16 protein-coding genes and 1 tRNA gene are annotated in these 18,273 nt (G+C 71.0%); 13 read left to right on the forward strand and 4 right to left on the reverse strand.

All coding sequences use genetic code 11. The features are described 5' to 3' along the window. The 7 genes from A33M_RS17960 to A33M_RS24180 form a co-directional block, all read left to right on the forward strand. Nucleotides 1-1,164 (forward strand): gp53-like domain-containing protein (locus A33M_RS17960; protein ID WP_040621521.1); only part of this gene is annotated, 1,164 nt, incomplete at its 5' end. A gap of 2 nt (nt 1,165-1,166) precedes the next feature. Beyond that, nucleotides 1,167-1,604 carry a hypothetical protein gene (locus A33M_RS22540; RefSeq protein ID WP_008390136.1) on the forward strand — a complete coding sequence of 146 codons (438 nt, stop codon included), beginning with the start codon at nt 1,167-1,169 and terminating at the stop codon, nt 1,602-1,604. A 7-nt stretch (nt 1,605-1,611) separates the two neighbouring features. Continuing rightward, complete coding sequence (locus A33M_RS24175) at nt 1,612-1,785, forward strand: hypothetical protein (protein ID WP_008390138.1); 174 nt, start codon at nt 1,612-1,614, stop codon at nt 1,783-1,785. Between the two features lie 86 nt (nt 1,786-1,871). Further along, nucleotides 1,872-2,132, forward strand: a complete 261-nt coding sequence (locus tag A33M_RS17970) for a hypothetical protein (protein ID WP_008390141.1) — start codon at nt 1,872-1,874, stop codon at nt 2,130-2,132. Then, nucleotides 2,132-3,070, forward strand: coding sequence for a hypothetical protein (locus A33M_RS22545; protein WP_008390142.1), 939 nt, complete (start codon nt 2,132-2,134; stop codon nt 3,068-3,070). The genes A33M_RS17970 and A33M_RS22545 overlap by 1 nt, the downstream gene beginning before the upstream one ends. Further along, nucleotides 3,067-3,282, forward strand: a complete 216-nt coding sequence (locus tag A33M_RS17980; protein ID WP_008390145.1) for a hypothetical protein — start codon at nt 3,067-3,069, stop codon at nt 3,280-3,282. Before A33M_RS22545 ends, A33M_RS17980 begins: the two co-directional genes overlap by 4 nt. A gap of 3 nt (nt 3,283-3,285) precedes the next feature. After that, entirely contained in the window at nt 3,286-3,981 is a 696-nt protein-coding gene (locus tag A33M_RS24180; protein WP_008390147.1) for a hypothetical protein, read from the forward strand. Between the two features lie 137 nt (nt 3,982-4,118). On the opposite strand, the gene A33M_RS17990 is transcribed toward A33M_RS24180, so the two are convergent. Beyond that, nucleotides 4,119-4,195 (reverse strand) — tRNA-Arg (locus A33M_RS17990). Nucleotides 4,196-4,626: 431 nt separating this feature from the next. Here A33M_RS17990 and A33M_RS17995 point away from each other — a divergent pair. Next, nucleotides 4,627-6,318, forward strand: a complete 1,692-nt coding sequence (locus tag A33M_RS17995; RefSeq protein ID WP_008390149.1) for a methyl-accepting chemotaxis protein — start codon at nt 4,627-4,629, stop codon at nt 6,316-6,318. Nucleotides 6,319-6,429: 111 nt separating this feature from the next. Here A33M_RS17995 and A33M_RS18000 read toward each other — a convergent pair whose 3' ends face one another. After that, nucleotides 6,430-6,996 (reverse strand): histidine phosphatase family protein, encoded by a 567-nt coding sequence (locus A33M_RS18000; RefSeq protein WP_008390151.1) that lies wholly within the window; start codon nt 6,994-6,996, stop codon nt 6,430-6,432. A gap of 14 nt (nt 6,997-7,010) precedes the next feature. Further along, nucleotides 7,011-7,796 (reverse strand): adenosylcobinamide-GDP ribazoletransferase, encoded by a 786-nt coding sequence (gene cobS / locus A33M_RS18005; RefSeq protein WP_008390153.1) that lies wholly within the window; start codon nt 7,794-7,796, stop codon nt 7,011-7,013. Between the two features lie 15 nt (nt 7,797-7,811). Here cobS and cobT point away from each other — a divergent pair, with 15 nt between their 5' ends. Then, complete coding sequence (gene cobT, locus A33M_RS18010) at nt 7,812-8,828, forward strand: nicotinate-nucleotide--dimethylbenzimidazole phosphoribosyltransferase (RefSeq protein ID WP_008390155.1); 1,017 nt, start codon at nt 7,812-7,814, stop codon at nt 8,826-8,828. 159 nt (nt 8,829-8,987) lie between these two features. Continuing rightward, nucleotides 8,988-10,430 carry an aldehyde dehydrogenase family protein gene (locus A33M_RS18015; protein ID WP_008390157.1) on the forward strand — a complete coding sequence of 481 codons (1,443 nt, stop codon included), beginning with the start codon at nt 8,988-8,990 and terminating at the stop codon, nt 10,428-10,430. 277 nt (nt 10,431-10,707) lie between these two features. Here A33M_RS18015 and A33M_RS18020 read toward each other — a convergent pair whose 3' ends face one another. Further along, nucleotides 10,708-11,103, reverse strand: coding sequence for a rhodanese-like domain-containing protein (locus A33M_RS18020; RefSeq protein WP_008390160.1), 396 nt, complete (start codon nt 11,101-11,103; stop codon nt 10,708-10,710). Nucleotides 11,104-11,433: 330 nt separating this feature from the next. Here A33M_RS18020 and A33M_RS18025 point away from each other — a divergent pair, with 330 nt between their 5' ends. From A33M_RS18025 to A33M_RS18035, 3 genes are all read left to right on the forward strand, one after another. Then, nucleotides 11,434-11,904: a PaaI family thioesterase gene (locus A33M_RS18025; protein WP_008390161.1), complete on the forward strand. Its 471-nt coding sequence runs from the start codon at nt 11,434-11,436 to the stop codon at nt 11,902-11,904. Nucleotides 11,905-11,984: 80 nt separating this feature from the next. Next, nucleotides 11,985-12,584 (forward strand): Uma2 family endonuclease, encoded by a 600-nt coding sequence (locus A33M_RS22555; RefSeq protein WP_008390163.1) that lies wholly within the window; start codon nt 11,985-11,987, stop codon nt 12,582-12,584. Between the two features lie 437 nt (nt 12,585-13,021). Further along, a complete protein-coding gene (locus A33M_RS18035; RefSeq protein WP_008390165.1) occupies nt 13,022-18,271 on the forward strand; it encodes an alpha-2-macroglobulin family protein in 5,250 nt (1,749 codons plus the stop codon). Nucleotides 18,272-18,273: the final 2 nt, after the last annotated feature.

The raw sequence follows: 18,273 nt of genomic DNA on the forward strand, positions 1-18,273 counted from the left end.
GCCACCCCCCCCCCCCCCCCCCCCCTCACGCCGTTCGCGCGCGGCCTGCTCGCCGACGAGACGGCCGGTGACGCACGGGCGACGCTCGGCGTCGCGATCGGCTCCGACGTGCAGCCGCATGACGCGGACCTCGACGCGCTCGCCGCGCTGTCGACGAGCGGCCACGTCGTGCGCACCGGTGCCGCGACCTTCGCGACGCGCACACTCGTCGGCCCGGCGGCGGGCCTGACCGTTGCGAACGGCACGGGCGTGGGCGGCAATCCTACCCTCGGGCTTGCGAACGACCTCGCCGCGCTCGAAGGGCTCGCCGGGACCGGCATCGCGGTGCGCACGGCGGCCGACACCTGGGCACAGCGCACCATCACCGGGTCGGCGACGGTCGCCGTCGCCAACGGGGACGGCGTCTCCGGCGACCCGACGCTTTCCGTGCCGGACGGGGCGATCACCCTCGCCAAGATGGCGCCGCTCGCGACCGCCCGGCTGATCGGGCGCGATACGGCCGGAACGGGCTCTCCCGAAGACCTGACGATCTCGCAGGCGCTCGACCTGATTGGGTCGGCGGCGCACGGCGATATTCTGTTTCGCGGCGCGTCCGGATGGCAGAAGCTCGCGGCCGGGACGGGGGGACAGTATTTACGGACGGCAGGCCCCAACGCCGATCCGGGATGGGACACGATCGCCGGCGGCGGTGATCTGCTCGCGGCGAACAACCTGTCCGACGTCGCGAGCGCGCCGGCGGCATTCGCGAACATCAAACAGGGCGCGACGGACAGCGCCTCCGGCGTCGTCGAGCTTGCGACCAGCGCAGAAGCCTTGGCCGGCACTGATGCTGTTCGCGCTGTCACGTCGGCTGGGCTCGCGAGCGGCCTCAGCAAGGCGTCGAGCGGGTATGTCAAGCTCCCAGGCGGCCTGATCATCCAGTGGGGGATGACGGGGAGTCCGTCCAACGGGACACGGACTACCAGCTTCCCCGTCGCTTTTCCTGCTGTCTGCTGCTCAGTGCAGGTGACGATGAACGTCGGGAACAATCCGGCCCTACTGCGATCCGTGTACGTCACCAGTGCCTCTCGCACTTCGTTCGTGACCGAGCATCGATCGATCGACAACACTGGTGTTATTGCTGCGGCCGGTGCTGCCGCCTTCTTCATCGCCATCGGATACTGATCATGAGCAAATTCGTAATTCTCGACGCTGCCGGATTTGCCACGGCCTTCTACTCCGACGACATCAATCCGACGATCCCTGCCGAGTCTGTCCCGATCACCGACGAGCAGTGGCGCGAGATGATCGAGCATCCCGGACGGCGGCGATTGATCGATGGCGCGCTCGTGAGCTTTGAGCCTCCGGCCGAGCCCGATCCTGTTCCAGAGATCAGCAAGGCACAGTGCCTGCTCTGGCTCCTCGACCTCGGCAAGACCGAGGCGGATGTGGCCGCGGCGATCGGCGCCATCACGGATCAGACGGAGCGCGCACGCGCCGAGATCGAATGGAAATACCGGGCCACGTTCAACATCGCTAACCCCCTATTCAGCACACTCGCCCCCGCGCTCGGGATCGACCCCGCGACACTGCCCGATGCGTTCCGCGCTGCCGCAAGACTGTGAGGCCATCATGCCGACCTGGGTTCTCGTCTTCCTTCTGATCACGACGTCACAGCCGGCGTTCCTGTCACCGTATCCCGACGCCGAAGCCTGCGAGGCCGCCCGCGCGCGGCTCGCCACCAGCACGGGGCATGCGCTCCGGGCCTCTGCCTGCGTGCCGATCGGCGGCGTGCCGAAGAACTGATCACCTTACCAGACGGGTAACGGCCGGCCGCCTTCGGGGCGGCTTTTTTGTTGCCTTCGCCACCTCCTAACGAAAGGGAAATGGAAATGGGTTTCCTTAGCGACGTCTCGACCGCCTTGCAGGTCTTGCTCGGCGGCATGGCTGCGATCGGCGGATGGACGGTCCTGTCCGGGCTGTTCGCCGCCGCCCGCAAGGCCATCGCGTCCTGGCAGGCCGCGGCCAATGCCCCGAACCCGAATGACGCCCGCCTCGAAGCCGTCGAGGAGGCGCTCCGCGAGATGGCGGAGGCGCTCGACAAGCGCAACGCCGTCGCCGTGGCCGACCCGCCGAAGGGCGAGGTGGGCTGATGGCGAACCCCTCTTTCGCGGCCTCCAAAGTCGGGCTCGCGAACCTGTGGGCGAAAGCGACGATCTCGCCGGACGATCACGCCCGCGCCGTCTCGGCGGCGCGCAAGCTGATCGCCAACCGCGCCCGCTACGAGGCCGTTCAGGCCAAGACGGGCGTGCCGTGGTGGTGGATCGCCTGCGCCCACTGGCGCGAGTCGAGCGGCGACTTTGCCGGCGTCCTGCACAACGGCGAGAAGATCATCGGCACCGGGCGAAAAACGCGCCTTGAACCGCCGAACCGCGGCCCGTTCTCGACCTGGGAAGCCGCGGCGATCGACGCGCTCACCATGCCGGGTAAGCAGCTCGACAAAATCACCGACTGGTCGATCCCGCGCGCCCTCTACCAGTGGGAGCGCTTCAACGGCACCGGCTACATCGCCCGCGGCGTGAACTCGCCGTACCTCTTCGCCGCCACGAGCTTGCAGCAGCGCGGAAAGTACATCGCGGACGGGAAGTGGTCCTCGACCGCCTGGGACGAGCAGCTCGGCACCGTGGCGATCGCCAAGGCGCTCGTCGAGCTCGACCCGCACGCCCTCGACCTTCCGTCCGGGCCTTCCCCCGTCATCGAGATCGGCGCCGCCACCGGCGCCGTCGTCGCCGCGACCGCCGCCGGCGTCCCGTCCCCGATCGTCGTCGGCGCGGCAGTCGTCGTCCTCGTCATCCTCGCCGCCAATGTGCGGCGCCTCTTCGAAGGAAAAGCCATGTTCTCCGCCATTTTCGCCAACTGGAAGACCTCGACCGCCGGCGGCGCCGGCATCCTCGGCGCCGTGATCGACATCCTCGTGCAGATCAACACGGGCTCGTTCGACCTCGGCCGGCTGATGACCGACGCCACGGTGATCGCCACCGCGCTCGGCCTGTTCGCCGCCAGCGACGCGCCGAAGGCGGCCGCGAAGTGACTCGCTGGGGCTGGGGGGCATTCGTCGTCGCGGTGATCGCGACGTTCGGCCTCCTCGAAGGGTGGGCGCTCGCGACCGACACACCCACCCTGTCGCAGACCGTGTGGTGGGCCAGCGCGGCGTTCCCGCTGCTCGGCCCGCTCGTCGGCTTCGTGGTCGGCGGGCTGTTCGTCCATTTCTGGTGGCCGAACCAGGGACCGGGGAAGGACTGAGCCATGGCGCGCACCACCGTCGCCGAACTCGGCGCCGTCCTCGCCCGGATCGAGGCGCGGCAAGAGGACATGGTCCGCCGGCTCGACCGCATCGACGAGAGGATCGAGCAGGCGTTGACGCCGCGGGACCTGGCGCCGGTGGTGGAGCGCGCCCTTGCCTTGGCCGCGCGAGTGGAGACCCTGGAAAGCGGCCACCGGCACGTCGTGCGCTCGATCGCCGGTGCCGTGCTCACCGCGGCCGCCGGCGCGCTCGCCGCCGCCGTCCGGTTCGGCGCGGTGGCCGCGGTCGCCGCCGTGGGCCTGGCCGGCTCGTCCGCCACCGCCCGCGCCGACTGGCGGATCACGGACGATCCGGGCGGGCCGATCGCTCTCTATAGAGTCAAGTACGACGGTCTCGCACGGGAGGGCCGGCGGGTGGTGATCGACGGGCCGTGCCTGTCCGCCTGCACGCTCGTCCTCACCCTGCCGCGCGACCAGGTGTGCGCCACGTTGGGTTTCCACTCGGCGTGGGCGCCGACCGCAGACGGTCGCCGGGTCTATAGCCGAGAGGGCACCGCCGCGCTGTGGCGCTCCTACCCGGCGCCGGTCAGGGCCGCGCTCCGCCGGCGAGGATGGCGGGGAGGCCCGCACCCGGACCTCGTGATGCTCGGCGGCCGGGCGCTGGCCCGGATTGTCGCCCCGTGCGACGCTGTGCAATAGTTGCACGCGCCGCCGCTCGGTTGCGGGGCTCCTTGCTCGACCGAAAGCCGCCCCCGTGCCACCGGGGGCGGCTTTTCGTGCCGAACGTTGTCGAACCTTGTCGAACCGGCCCTTAACCCATTGAAATCAAAGAGTGTTGGCGACCCCGGCAGGATTCGAACCTGCGACCAACAGCTTAGAAGGCTGCTGCTCTATCCGGCTGAGCTACGGGGCCGTGAGAGAAGACTGTCCGCTCGTTTCGACACGGCGGCTCCTGCCGTTTCGGCACCCGCCGGCTCGCCGGCCCAGATAACCCGGCAGCGCGGTCCGGAGCAAGTCGCCGGATGCGATCGCGCGGCCGAAGGCGGCCCGGCCGCTGCCGCCGGGCCGCGCGGGCGGCGCGAGCAGCGCCGGCGGTGCCGCATCGCCGGCGCGACGTCCTCGCTCGCGGGCGGTCGGACGCTCGTTTTCGGAATCCGAAGTTTTCGTGTCGAGCGCTGTCCGCGAATACGCTGCGATACCGGCCGAGAACTGCCTTCACGCGAGGCGGATGCTCGAATTGCACGGGCCGATTGTTTTTATCTCCTCCCTTAATACTAATTTCAGCGTCGCCGGGACGTAATGCCTCGCCTTCCACGTGATGCAACAGTCTCGGATTTTTCTCCCATGTCCCGGTTCTTCCGTCTTTCCGTTCGCGCCAAGGTCGTGGCGGCCTTCGCGCTGGTCGCGCTCACCGCGGCCGGGCTCGGCGCCTTCGCGATTCGCCAGCTCGCCAATGTCGACGCCTCGGCGGCCGAGCTGCGCGACGTCTGGCTGCCGGCGATCGGGCGGCTCGGCACCACCGGCAAGCTGGTCGAGCAGATCCGGCTGGTCGAGGCCTCGCACATCATCGCCTCGCGGCCGGAGGACAAGACGCGGCTCGACGGGCTGTTCGACGAGGGCAACAAGGAGCTCGACGAGACCTGGGCCGCCTATGCGGCGAGCGTCAAGACCCCCGAGGAGAAGGCGTTCGTCGAGGCCTTCGAGCGCGACCTCGCCGCCCATCGCACCGAGGGGCGGGCGCTGCTCGCGACCTCGTGGACGGACGACATGGCGGCGGCCCGCAAGCAGTTCGTCGGCAATGTCCGCAAGCTGTTCTTCGGCCTGCGCAAGCGCGTCGAGACGGCGCTCGCCGGGCACATCGAGGGCGGCCGCGCGGCGGCCGAGCGCGGTGCCTCGGTGTTCGCCTCGGCGCGGGTGCTGATCCTCGGTGCGATCGGCTTGGCGCTGGTGCTGTGCCTCGCCGCCGGCTGGTTCGTGGTCACCGGGCTCCTGCGGCCGGTGGCGCGGATGACGGCGACCATGCAGAAGCTCGCGGCGGGTGACCTCGGGGTCGAGATCGAGGGCGCCGACCGCCACGACGAGATCGGCCGGATGGCGGCGGCGCTGCAGGTGTTCAAGGACAATCTCGTGCGGGTGGCGGCGCTCGAGAGCGAGCAGAAGGCGGCCGAGGCGCGCACCGCCAGCGAGCGCGAGGCGACCCGCGAGCGGCTCGCCTGCGAGTTCGAGACGGCGGTCGGCGCGATCGTGTCGGGCGTCTCGTCGGCGGCCAAGGAGCTCGAGGAGACCGCGGCGTCGCTGACCCGCACCGCCGAGACCACCCAGTCGCTCGCCTCGACGGTCGCCGCCTCCTCGGCGCAGGCCTCCGACAACGTCCAGAGCGTCGCCTCGGCCACCGGCCAGCTCACCGCCTCGGTGAGCGAGATCGGCCGCCAGGTGCAGGAATCGGCGCGCATCGCCGACGAGGCGGTCAAGCAGGCGGAGAAGACCGACGGCCGCATCAATGCGCTGTCGCAGGCGGCGGGCCGGATCGGCGACGTCGTCGAGCTGATCACCGCGATCGCCGAGCAGACCAACTTGCTGGCGCTGAATGCGACCATCGAGGCGGCCAGGGCCGGGGAAGCGGGGCGCGGATTTGCCGTGGTCGCCCAGGAGGTGAAGGCCCTGGCCGGCCAGACCGCCAAGGCGACCGGCGAGATCGCGACGCAGATTTCCGGCATGCAGGCGGCGACCGGCGAATCGGTCGCGGCGATCAAGGAGATCGGCGGCACCATCGGGCGCGTCGCGGAGATCGTCGGCTCGATCGCCGCGGCGGTGGAAGAGCAGGGCGCGGCGACCGCCGAGATCGCCCGCAACGTGCAGGAGGCGTCGCACGGCACCACCGAGGTCGCCTCGACCATCACCGAGGTCGACCAGGGGGCGGGCGAGACCGGCGAGGCGTCGAGCCGCGTGCTGTCGTCGGCCCGGGCCTTGGCCGGCGAGAGCGACCGCCTCGCCGAGGAGGTGGCGAAGTTCCTCCGCACGGTGCGCGCCGCTTGACGGCGCGCCGAGCCAAGCACGGTGCGCGCCGCTCGACGGCGCGCCGAGGCAGCACCCTGCGCGCCGCTCGACGGCGCGCCGAGGCCAGCACGACGATACGGGGCGGCCGCGTCAGCGCCGGTTGACGCAGCCGACCCGCCAGCTCCCCGCCAGGCGGTCGAGCCGGGTGAGCGACAGCGGATCGGCGACGAACCGCAGCGCGCATTCCGGGGCGAGGTCGAGCGCGATCGACAGCGCCGCGCGGATGGTGCCGGAATGCACCACCAGCACGGCGTCGCCGTCGGGCAATGTGTCGATCCCGCGCTTCACCCGCGCGATCTGATCGCAGAAGCTTTCCCCGCCCGGCGGCCGGCGGCGCGCCGGCGCCCGCCAGAAGATCGTGTAGGCGGGGCCGAGCTCGACCGCGAGGTCGTCGTGGCGCCGCCCGGTCCACTCGCCGAACCCCTGCTCGCGAAAATCCATCTCCTCGGTCGCGGTGAGGCCGAGCGCCTGCGCGGTCTCCACCGTGCGGCGCGCCGGGCTCACCCAGGCGGGTGCGTCTTTCGGCAGCGCCGCCTTCAGCGCCTCGAGCCGTGCGGTGTCGGTGAGATCGGCGGGCGCGTCGGGCGCGTGGATCACCCCGCGCGGCCCGTCGACCGGGGCGTGCCGGATCAGCCAGAGGCGAAGCTCGTCGGCCATCGCGTCGCGTCCCGTCACGCCGCGAAGCGCGACGCGCAGGCGACCAGCACGGCGACCTCGACCGCCTGCTCGGCGGCGCCCAGCACGTCGCCGGTCTGCCCGCCGATCTGGCGCATCGCCAGCGCGCCGATCGCCGCCGCCGCGGCGACCGCCAGCAGCACCGAGAGCAGCGCCTCGCGCAGCGGCAGCATCAGCAGCGCCACCACCAGCGCGATCATCGCGGCGGTGACCGCGACCGACTGCTCGGGCGCGCCGACCCGCGCGCCGAGCCCGTCCTTGCGCGCCGCCGGCAGCTTGACCGACAGCGCCGGGATCGCCGCCCGGCCGAGCGCGTGCGCGGTCACCAGCACCGGCAGCACCGCCACCACCGGCAGCGACGCGATCGCGAACAGTTTCGTGGCGAACGTCACCACCAGCGTCACCGAGCCGTAGGTGCCGAGCCGGCTGTCGCGCATGATGTCGAGCTTCTTCGCCTTGGTGTGGCCGCCGCCGAAACCGTCGCCGACATCGGCGAGCCCGTCCTCGTGCAGCGCGCCGGTGACGAGCGCGCTCGCCCCGAGCGCCAGCGCCGCACCGACCGGCGCCGGCACGCCGAGCCCGTGCAGGGCGAGATAGACGAGGCCGACGATCGCACCGATCAGCGCGCCGACGAGCGGGAAGACTCGGAGCGCTCGCGCGAGGTAAGACGGTGCCGGCCCGTCCGGATGCGTCATCGGGATTCGGGTCAGCAGCGCGATTGCCACCCGCATGTCGTCGCGCCAATCGCGCAGGCTGTTCGTATTGCTGAATGGACTGGTCATCGGGAAGGACTCTCCTTGAATTTCGACACTCTAGACGACCTTCGCGCCGCCTGTCGCGACCTGCCGGAGGGTGACCGCGCCTCCGCCGAAGCCGCGGCCGAGCGGCAGGGCCGACTCACCAAGCCGCCGGGCAGCCTCGGCCGGCTCGAGGAGCTGGCGATCTGGCTCGCCCGCTGGCAGGGCCGGCCGATCCCGCGGCTCGACAAGGTCGAGATCGTGGTGTTCGCCGGCAATCACGGCATCGCCGCGCGCGGCGTCTCCGCCTTCCCGATCGACGTCACCCGGCAGATGGTGGCGAACTATGCGGCGGGCGGGGCAGGGATCAACAAGCTCGCCGAGGAGGCCGACGCGGCGCTGCGCGTGGTGCCGCTCGATCTCGATCGGCCGACCGGCGACTTCACGCAAGGGGTCGCGATGGACGACGCCGATTTTCTCGCCGCCGTGACGGCGGGATACGAGGCGGTCGACCCAGAGACGGATCTGTTCGCGGTCGGCGAGATGGGCATCGGCAACACCACCGCGGCGGCGGCGCTGTGCGCGGCGCTGCTCGGCGGCGGCGGCTCGCGCTGGGTCGGCCGCGGCACCGGGATCGACGAGGCGGGCCTCGCCCGCAAGCGCTCGGTGGTCGATGCCGGGCTCGCCCGCCACGAGAAATTGGTGGCCGATCCGCTGCGCATCGCCGCGGCGCTCGGCGGGCGCGAGCTCGCCGCGATGATGGGGGCGACGCTCGCTGCGCGCCACCACGGCGTGCCGATGCTGCTCGACGGCTTCGTCGCCACCGCCGCCGTGCTGCCGCTCTCGCGGGTGAACGCCGACGCCTTGGCGCACTGCCGCGCCGCCCACGTCTCGGCCGAGCCCGGCCACCGCGCCGCGCTCAACGCGCTCGGCCTGGTGCCGCTCCTCGACATCGGCATGCGGCTCGGCGAGGGGACGGGCGCGGCGGTCGCCATGCTGCTCGCCCGCGCAGCCCTCGCCTGCCACGCCGGCATGGCGACCTTCGACGAGGCGGGCGTCGCCGAGAAGACGGTGTGACATCGCCGCCGAACCGTCGCCGGGCTTTTTCTTTCCCCGCCCGGCGACGGACCGGGCGCGACGGGAGCGGGCGGGTGCGGCGCCCGCCCGCGTTGCCTCGACGGACGGAGCCTCTATGATCCGGCCGTCCCGAAAACTTCAGCGGAAGACCTTCCCGGCATGACGGTGCATCAGAATTTCATCGGCGGCGAATGGGTCGCGGCCGCCAATGCGGCTCCGAACGTCAACCCGTCCGACCTCTCCGACACCGTCGGCGAGTACGCCCGCGCGAGCCGCGCCGACGCGGAGGCCGCGATCGCCGCGGCGAAGGCGGCGTTTCCGGCGTGGTCGCGCACCAGCCCGCATCTGCGCTACGAGGCGCTGAAGAGGATTTCCGACGAGATTCTCGCCCGCAAGGAGGAGCTCGGCCGGCTGCTCGCGCGCGAGGAGGGCAAGACGCTCGCCGACGGCATCGGCGAGGCGACCCGCGCGGGCCAAGTGTTCGCATACTTCGCCGGCGAAGCGGTGCGGATGGCCGGGGAAAAATTCGCCAGCACGCGGCCCGGCGTCGAGGTCGACGTCACCCGCGAAGCGGTCGGCGTGGTGGCGATGATCACGCCGTGGAACTTTCCGATCGCGATCCCAGCCTGGAAGATCGCGCCTGCGCTCGCTTACGGCAACTGCGTGGTGATCAAGCCGGCCGATCTGGTGCCGGGCTCGGCCTGGGCACTCGCCGACATCATCGCGCGGTCGGGCATTCCGGCCGGCGTGTTCAATCTGGTGATGGGGCGCGGCTCGGAGATCGGCGACGTGCTGCTCGGCCACGACGACGTCGCGGCGATCTCCTTCACCGGCTCGGTCGCGACCGGCCGAAAGATCGCCCAGGCGGCCGTCACCGCGCCGGTGATGAAGAAGGTGCAGATGGAGATGGGCGGCAAGAGCCCGCTCGTCGTGCTCGACGACGCCGATCTCGGCGTCGCCGTGGAGTGCGCCGCCAACGGCGCTTTCCACCAGACCGGCCAGCGCTGCACCGCCGGCACCCGGCTGATCGTCACGGAAAAAATTCACGACCGCTTCGTCGACGGCCTCACCGAGCGCATGAAGGCGCTGGTGGTCGACCATGCGCTGAAGCCGGGCACCCATATCGGTCCGGTGGTCGACGACAATCAGCTCGAGCAGGATCTGCGCTACATCGCGATCGGCCAGAAGGAGGGCGCGACGCTGCACTGGGGCGGCGAGCGGCTCAATCGTGATACCCAGGGCTTTTATCTCCAGCCGGCGCTGTTCGTCGGCTGCCGCAACGACATGCAGATCGCGCGGGAAGAGATTTTCGGGCCGGTCGCCGCGGTGATCAGGGTGAAGGACTACGAGGAGGCGCTGACGGTGGCGAACGACACCGCGTTCGGCCTGTCGTCCGGCATCTGTACCACGAGCCTGAAGCACGCGACCCACTTCAAGCGCAACTCCGACGCCGGCATGGTGAACGTCAATCTGCCGACCGCCGGCGTCGACTATCACGTGCCGTTCGGTGGCCGAAAAGGCTCGAGCTACGGTCCGCGCGAGCAGGGCCATTACGCCATCGAGTTCTACACCACGGTGAAGACCAGCTACACGCTGGCCTGACACACGCTCCCGTGACACGCTCGCGTGTGTGTCACGCGCGGATGCGCGGACCGTAGGGTGGGCACGGCGAAGCGTGCGCACCACGGGCCGACCCGATGGGCCGCCACGGTGGACTGGTGGGCACGGCGCCATGCGCCTCTGCCCACCCTACGGCTGCCGACCTACGGCTTTTCACCTCTCCCCGCCGTGCGGGGAGAGGTCGGAGTCCGAGCGACAGCGAGGGCTCCGGCCGAGGGGGCCTCGCGTGGGCCATCGCTGTCCGTCCAAAAAAATCACGTCACATGCCGGGCTCGAGCGGCTTCTCCACCGCGCCGCCGGCGGCCACCCAATCTTTGAACGCGCCGAGATTGAGCACCTTTTCGTAGCCGAGGTCCTTCAAGACTTTGCCGCCGAGCGCCGAGCGGCCGCCCGAGGCGCAGTAGACGATCACCGTCTTCGCCTTGTCGAACGCCTTGTCGTGGAACGGCGACTCCGGGTCGGCCCGGAACTCCAGCATGCCGCGCGACACGTGCACCGCGCCCTTCACCTTGCCGGAATTGGCGACTTCCGGGGCGTCGCGCACGTCGACCACCAGAACGTCGCCCCCCGCCATCAGGCCGCGCGCCTCGTCCGGGGAAATTTTCGGGACTGCGGCATTGGCCGCGGCCATCATCTCCTTCAGGCTGGTCGCCATTCCAACTCTCCATGTCACTTTCAGGGGTCTTTGCGGGGGTTTTCGCGCACGGCTGCTGCAGCGCAGCAACCGTGGGTCTCGTCCTACACCCTGCGCGGGCGTCGCGGGACCCGGAAATCGTTGCATGAGGCAGAAAGGAAGGCGGAAGCGGCCGATCTACAATCGCTTATGGTTGTGTGAGGCTCGCGGTAATATCGTCTGGTTGTCATGCCGTTTCGATCGGACGGGCGAGGCATGTCCCCGCGCAGCACCATCGGGCGTTGTCCGTCACGCGCGAGGCGTTATTCTCTTCCTCGCCACTCGCCCCCTTTGCCACCGCCGAGCGATCGCATGGATGCATTTCAGGACCACTATCCCGAGGCCGTCGCCCATTGTTACGGGTGCGGCCGGCTCAACGCGCACGGCCATCGAATCAAGACCGTGTGGGACGGCGACGAGACCGTCACCCGCTTCGTGCCGGAGCCCTGGCACACCGCCATTCCGGGCTTCGTCTATGGCGGGTTGATCGCCTCGCTGATCGACTGCCACTCGACCGGCACCGCCGCTGCCGCGATGTATCGCCAGGAGGGGCGGGGGCTCGACACGCTGCCGGCGTTCCGCTTCGTCACCGGCTCGCTGCACGTCGACTATCTGGCTCCGACCCCGCTCGGCGAGATCGAGATCCGCGGGCGCGTCGCCCAGATCAAGGGCCGCAAGGTGGTGGTGGAGACCGACGTTCTGGCCGGCGGCAAGGTGACCGCGCGGGGCACCGTGGTCGCGGTGCAGATGCCCGAAAATTTCGGCGCCGTGTCGCCCGACTGACTGCGTTTTCGCGCTCGCCGAGACGTCATTCGCGCCGCCTCCGGCGTTTCGCTATCCTCCCGTGCGCAAAAGGACGAGCGATGACCATTCCGCAGCGGCACATGGACAAGGCGACCTTCCTCGACTGGGTCGAGCGCCGTGCAGCGCCCGACCAGGAGGGCCGCTGCGAGCTGGTGGGGGGCTTCGTCGTCATGATGATGCGGCCGGTGAGGGGACACGCGCTGATCGTGGGGAACCTGCTCGTCGCCCTGCGCGAAAGGCTGGACCATACGCGTTGGGATGTGCTGTCGGACTTCGGCACCGAAACCGGCATCGACACGGTGCGGGCCCCGGACATCGTCGTGGTGCCGGCCGGCGGAAGCCCGAAGGACCGCACGACGACATTGCCGGTGCTGGTGGCCGAGGTCTTGTCGCCCTCGACCGTCACCGTCGACCTCGGCGACAAGGCGGCCGAATATCTCGGGCTCGACAGCCTCGTGGCCTATCTCGTGGTGGCGCAGGACGAGCCGAAGGTGTGGCTGTGGGTGCGCGGCGAAAACGGCTTTCCCGCCGGCCCGCAGCCGATCGCCGGGCGCGATGCGATGGCAAGAACTCCTCCGCTCGGGCTCGACCTGCCCTTGTCGGAGGTTTTTGCCGGCATCGTGCAGGACGAGGACGGAGCGGAGGGTAGGGCGGAATAGCGAAGCGTATTCCGCCGCAGGCACGGGAGGTTTGGTCGGCGGATCACGGCGCGGTGCGCCTGATCCGCCCTACGGGACTGCCGGGGTGACGGAGGAGCGCGAAACCGAAGGTAGGGCGGAGGGTAGGGCGAAATAGCGAAGCGTATTCCGCCGGGCGGCCGGGAATGCACCACCGGCGGATTGCGGCGCGGCTTTCGTGACTGGACGTCCCGCCGGCGGATCACGGCGCGGCCTTCGTGCTCGGACGGCGCGAAGCGCCGGTCCGAGTGCGCCTGATCCGCCCTACGACTGCCCACTCGCTACTCCCCACTCGCCATTCGCCACCCCATCGAACCATCCACCGCCGCCGCCACACCAAGCCGGTGGCGGAGTTGCGCCGCCGGCCTGCGATGCGGCCGGGAGGCACCGGGACGCCGCCCGGAGAGAGGATCTTTTCCATGCTCGATCGTCTGCGGGCCGGCGCGCTCGCCGTGCTTCTCGCGCTGCCGCTCGCTTTCGGCGCCACCGCCTTCATCGCCCCCGTCGGCGCGGCTGAAAAAGCCTTCCAGCGCGACGACCTCGCCGATGCCGCGATCCGGCTGGAGGCGCAGCTGCGCAGGGACGCCGGCCCGGCGGGCAAGGCGACGCCCGAGACGCTGCGCCGCGACGCCGCCCGCGCACTCTCCCGCAACGATGCCAAGACCGCGCTGCAGGCGCTGGCAAAGCTGGTCGCCGTGACGCCCGATGCCGCCGACGGCTGGCTGCGCTACTCGCGCGCCATCCTCGACACCACCGCCGCGAACGACCGCAACCGCTGGGGTTCTCTCGACCGCGCCGCCACCGCCGCCTATGCCGGCTACCAGCGCGCCACCACTCCGGCGGACGAAGCCTCAGCCCTCGTGCTGCTCGGCCGCGCCTATGGCGATCGCAACATCTGGCGCCCGGCGCTCGACACGCTGCGGCTTTCCCTCGACCTCCAGGACGACCCCGGCGTCCGCGCGCTGTACGAAAAGCTGCGCGCCGAGCACGGCTTTCGCCTGCTCGACTACACGGTCGATGCCGACACCGCCTCGCCGCGTGCCTGCTTCCAGTTCTCGGAAGCCCTTCCCGCCCGCACCGATTTTTCGCCCTACGTCGCGGTGGAGGGTCAGAACCGGCCGGCGCTCTCGGTCGAGGGCAGCCAGCTCTGCGTCGGCGGCCTGAGCCATGGCGAGAGCTATCACGTCACGCTGCGCGAGGGCTTGCCCTCGACCGTGCGGGAAAACCTCGCCACCGCCGCCGAGTACACGCTCTATGTGCGCGACCGAAAGCCGTTCGTCCGCTTCAGCGGCAAAGCCTATGTGCTGCCGCGCACCGGCCAGCAGGGCATTCCGGTGGTCAGCGTCAACACGCAGGCGGTGGCGATCACCGTCTACCGGATCGGCGACCGCAACCTGATCGACCCGCTCTCCAACGACAATCTCGAGCGCAATCTCGACCGCTACACGCTGGAGCAGATCGCGGAGACCCGCGGCCAGAAGGTGTGGACGGGCGACCTTTCGGTCGAATCGCCGCTCAATGCCGAGGTGACCACCGCCTTCCCGGTCGGCGAGGCGGTGAAGACGCTCGAGCCCGGCGTTTACGTGATGGCGGCCGAGCCGAAGGGAAAGCCCGACACCGACTACGGCCCGGTCGCGACCCAGTGGTTCGTCGTCTCCGATCTCGGCCTCTCTGCGGTCTCGGCCGGCGACGGCATCCATGTGTTCGTGAACGCCTTGGCGAGCACCGATCCGCGGGCGGGCGTCGAGGTGCGGCTGGTCGCCCGCAACAACGAGATCCTCGCCACCCGCACCACCGATGCCGACGGCCACGCGCTGTTCGAGGCCGGGTTTTCCCGCGGCGAGGCGGGGCTGGCGCCGGCCGTGCTGGTCGCCGCGCTCGCCGGGGACTACGCCTTTCTGAGCCTCACCGCGCCCGCCTTCGACCTCACCGATCGTGGTGTCGACGGCCGCCCGGCGCCCGACGGGCTCGACGCCTATGTGGTCACCGAGCGCGGCGTCTACCGCACCGGCGAGACCGTGCATGCGACGGCGCTGCTGCGCGACGCCAAGGGCGTCGCCGCGACCGGCGTGCCGCTGACGCTGGTCTTCTCGCGGCCGGACGGCGTCGAGCACCGCCGCATCGTGGTCGCCGACCAGGGGCTCGGCGGCCGCACCGTCGATCTGCCGATCGTCGCGACCGCCCCCACCGGCACCTGGCGGCTGCGCGCCTTCACCGACCCCAAGCGCCCGGCGGTCGGCGAGACCTCGTTCCTGGTGGAAGACTACGTGCCGGACCGGATCGAGTTCGACCTGAAGACCGAGGCGAAGGCGATCTCCGAGAGCGCGCCGGCGACCGTCACGGTCGACGGACGCTTCCTCTACGGCGCGCCCGCCGCCGACCTCGATCTCGACGGCGAGGTGACGGTGAAGGCGGTCGACGGACGGCCGGGTTTTCCGGGCTACGTCTTCGGCGTGAGTGAGGACGACGAGGAGGGCGCCGGCACCACCCGCCAGCCGCTCACCGACCTGCCGGCGACCGACGCGAAGGGATTTGCCGGCATCGAGGTGCCCTTGCGCGAGAAGCCGGCGACCTCGCGTCCGCTGGAGGCAACCGTGGCGATCCGCATGGCGGAGGCGGGCGGCCGGGCGGTGGAGCGCACGCTGACGCTGCCGGTCGCCCCGAGCGGCCCGGCGATCGGGATAAAAGCGCTGTTTTCCGGCGACACCGTGGGCGAGGGCGAGACCGCGCGCTTCGACGTGGTGGTGGCGGCGCCCGACGGCAGCACGCGTGCCCAGCGCGGCGTGAAATGGGAGCTTTTGAAAGTCGACACCCGCTATCAGTGGTATCGGCAGGACGGCTCCTGGAGCTACGAGCCGGTCAAGACCATCCGGCGCGTCGCCGACGGCACGCTCGACGTCGCGGCGGACACGCCCGGCCGCATCGCGGTGCCGGTCGAATGGGGCCGTTACCGTCTCGACGTGTCGTCCGCCGAGCCCGGCGTGCCGGGCGCCTCGGTTGCGTTCGATGCCGGCTTCTTCGCCGAAGCCTCCGCCGACACGCCGGACCTTCTGGAGATCGCGGTCGACAAGCCGGCCTATCGCAGCGGCGAGACGATGACCGTCGCGGTCACCGCCCGCACCGCGGGGCGGGTGCGCCTGAGCGTGCTCGGCGCCGACAAGCTGATCACCACGGTGAACCGCACGGTCGAGGCCGGCGTCGCGAAGCTCACCCTGCCGGTGACGGCCGAGTGGGGCAGCGGGGCCTATGTCGTCGCGACGCTGCTGCGGCCGCTCGATGCGCAGGCGAAGCGCATGCCCGGCCGGGCGGTCGGCGTGCAATGGGTGTCGGTCGACCGCGCGGCGCGCACGCTCGGCGTGGCGCTGAAGACGCCGCAGGTCGTGCGGCCGAACGAGACCTTGTCGGTGCCGGTCACCGTCTCCGGCCTCGCCGGCAAGCAGGCGAGAATCGTCGTCGCGGCGGTCGATGTCGGCATCCTCAACCTCACGAGGTACGAGCCGCCGGCGCCCGAAAACTGGTATCTCGGCCAGCGCCGGCTCGGCGCCGAGCTGCGCGACCTCTACGGCCATCTGATCGACGGCATGCAGGGGACGGTCGGGGCGATCCGCACCGGCGGCGACGGCGGCGGCATGGCGCTGCAGGCGAGCCCGCCGACCCAGCCGCCGCTGGCGCTCTTTTCCGGGCTGGTGCCGGTGGCGCCCGACGGCACCGCCGAGGTGAGCTTCGACATTCCGGCCTTTGCCGGCACCGTGCGGGTGATGGCGATGGCGTGGTCGGAGGCCCAGGTCGGCCACGCCTCGGCCGACGTCATCGTGCGCGACCCGGTGGTGCTCACCGCGACGCTGCCGCGCTTTCTGCTGAGCGGCGACGAGAGCACCGTTGCGCTCGAGCTCGACAATGTGGAGGGCGCCGCCGGCGACTACTGGATCACCGCCGAGGCGGACGGGCCGGTGACGCTCGGCCAATCGGCCGCGACCGTGCGGCTTTCCGCGCACCGGCGCCAGGGGTTGTCCATCCCGGTGAAGGCGAACGCCTCGGGGCATGCGACGGTCCGGCTCGCGGTGAGCGGCCCGAACGGCTTTTCGCTCGAGCGTGCCTTTTCGCTCACCGTGAAGCCGGCGACCCAAATCCTCGCGCGCCGCACGGTGCGGCCGGTCGCCCCCGGCGAAAGCCTCACGTTTGGCGCCGATCTGCTCGGCGACCTGGTGCCGGGCACCGGCGCGCTGTCGCTCTCGGTCGGGCCCTCGGCGGCGCTCGACGTCGCCGGGCTTTTGAAGGCGCTCGACCGCTACCCGTTCGGCTGCTCCGAGCAGATCACCAGCCGGGCGCTGCCGCTCCTCTATGCGAACGAGCTGGCCGCCGACGCCCGCGTCGCGCGTGATGCCGACGCCGACCAGCGGGTGCGCGACGCGATCGACCGGGTGCTGGCGCGGCAGGATTCCGGCGGCGCCTTCGGCCTGTGGGGGACCGGCGGCGGCGACGTCTGGCTCGATGCCTACGTGACCGACTTCCTCACCCGCGCCCGCGAGCGGGGCTTTTTGGTGCCCGACGCCGCGTTCCGGCTGGCGCTCGACCGCTTGCGCAACGTGGTCGCCAATGCTCCTGAACTCGGGCAAGGCGACGACGATGCCGCCCGCGGCCTGCCCTATGCGCTCTATGTGCTCGCCCGCAACGGCGCGGCGCCGGTCGGTGACCTGCGCTACATCGCCGACACCAAGCTCGATGCGCTCGCCACCCCGATCGCCAAGGCGCAGATCGGCGCGGCGCTGGCGATGCTCGGCGACCGGGTGCGGGCCGAGCGGGTGCTCGGCGCCGCGGTGAAGGCCGCCGCGCCGCCGCCGTCGGACGGGCTCGGAGCCGGGCGGCCGGACTACGGCTCGGCGCTGCGCGATGCGGCGGCGGTGGTGACGCTGGTCGCCGAGAGCCGGGCCGGGGCAGACCTGCTCGCCGCCGCTCAGACGGCGGTGGAGGAGGCCCGCGCCCGCGCGGTGCACACCTCCACCCAGGAGAATGCCTGGATGGTGCTCGCCGCCCGCGCGCTCGCCGGGGAGACCAAGCTGGCGCTGACGCTCGACGGCCGGCCCGTCGACGGCGCGCTCTACCGCAGCTTTGCCACTGATGATCTCGACCGGCCGATGCGGGTGGAGAACATCGGCGATCGGGCGGTGGAGGCGGTGCTCACCGTGTCCGGTGCCCCGGTGGTGCCGGAGCCCGGCTCTGCGCACGGCTTTTCCATCGAACGAAAGTACTTCTCGCTCGAGGGGCAGCCGGCCGACCCGTCGACCGCGATCCAGAACCAGCGCTTCGTGGTGGTGCTGTCGGTCACCGAGCCGCAGCCGCAGTTCGGCCGGGTGCTGGTGGTCGACCCGCTGCCGGCCGGCTTCGAGATCGACAATCCGCGCCTCGTCTCGTCCGGCGACACCGGCACGCTGTCCTGGATCACCGGCGGGGTGGCGCCGGTGAACACCGAGTTCCGCGACGACCGCTTCTCGGCGGCGTTCGAGCGCAACGCCCAGTCTCCGGCGATGTTCACGGTCGCCTATGTGGTGCGGGCGGTGTCGCCCGGCCGCTATGTCGCGCCGCAGGCCCATGTGGAGGACATGTACCGCCCCGACCGCTTCGGCCGCACCGCGACCGGCACCGTCGCCGTCACCGCTGCCCGGCAATAGGC

The sequence above is a fragment of the Rhodovulum sp. PH10 genome (genome assembly GCF_000293785.1).
Lineage (GTDB): Bacteria > Pseudomonadota > Alphaproteobacteria > Rhizobiales > Xanthobacteraceae > Rhodoplanes.

Bases quoted from the DNA above. Each gene is read 5' to 3' on its own strand.
- A33M_RS17995 (WP_008390149.1), top strand. From the start codon at position 4,627: ATGTCCCGGTTCTTCCGTCTTTCCGTTCGCGCCAAGGTCGTGGCGGCC.
- A33M_RS24180 (WP_008390147.1), top strand. From the start codon at position 3,286: ATGGCGCGCACCACCGTCGCCGAACTCGGCGCCGTCCTCGCCCGGATC.
- cobS (WP_008390153.1), bottom strand. From the start codon at position 7,796: ATGACCAGTCCATTCAGCAATACGAACAGCCTGCGCGATTGGCGCGAC.
- A33M_RS22545 (WP_008390142.1), top strand. From the start codon at position 2,132: ATGGCGAACCCCTCTTTCGCGGCCTCCAAAGTCGGGCTCGCGAACCTG.
- A33M_RS22540 (WP_008390136.1), top strand. From the start codon at position 1,167: ATGAGCAAATTCGTAATTCTCGACGCTGCCGGATTTGCCACGGCCTTC.
- A33M_RS18020 (WP_008390160.1), bottom strand. From the start codon at position 11,103: ATGGCGACCAGCCTGAAGGAGATGATGGCCGCGGCCAATGCCGCAGTC.
- A33M_RS18000 (WP_008390151.1), bottom strand. From the start codon at position 6,996: ATGGCCGACGAGCTTCGCCTCTGGCTGATCCGGCACGCCCCGGTCGAC.
- A33M_RS17970 (WP_008390141.1), top strand. From the start codon at position 1,872: ATGGGTTTCCTTAGCGACGTCTCGACCGCCTTGCAGGTCTTGCTCGGC.
- A33M_RS24175 (WP_008390138.1), top strand. From the start codon at position 1,612: ATGCCGACCTGGGTTCTCGTCTTCCTTCTGATCACGACGTCACAGCCG.
- A33M_RS18035 (WP_008390165.1), top strand. From the start codon at position 13,022: ATGCTCGATCGTCTGCGGGCCGGCGCGCTCGCCGTGCTTCTCGCGCTG.
- A33M_RS18015 (WP_008390157.1), top strand. From the start codon at position 8,988: ATGACGGTGCATCAGAATTTCATCGGCGGCGAATGGGTCGCGGCCGCC.
- A33M_RS22555 (WP_008390163.1), top strand. From the start codon at position 11,985: ATGACCATTCCGCAGCGGCACATGGACAAGGCGACCTTCCTCGACTGG.
- A33M_RS18025 (WP_008390161.1), top strand. From the start codon at position 11,434: ATGGATGCATTTCAGGACCACTATCCCGAGGCCGTCGCCCATTGTTAC.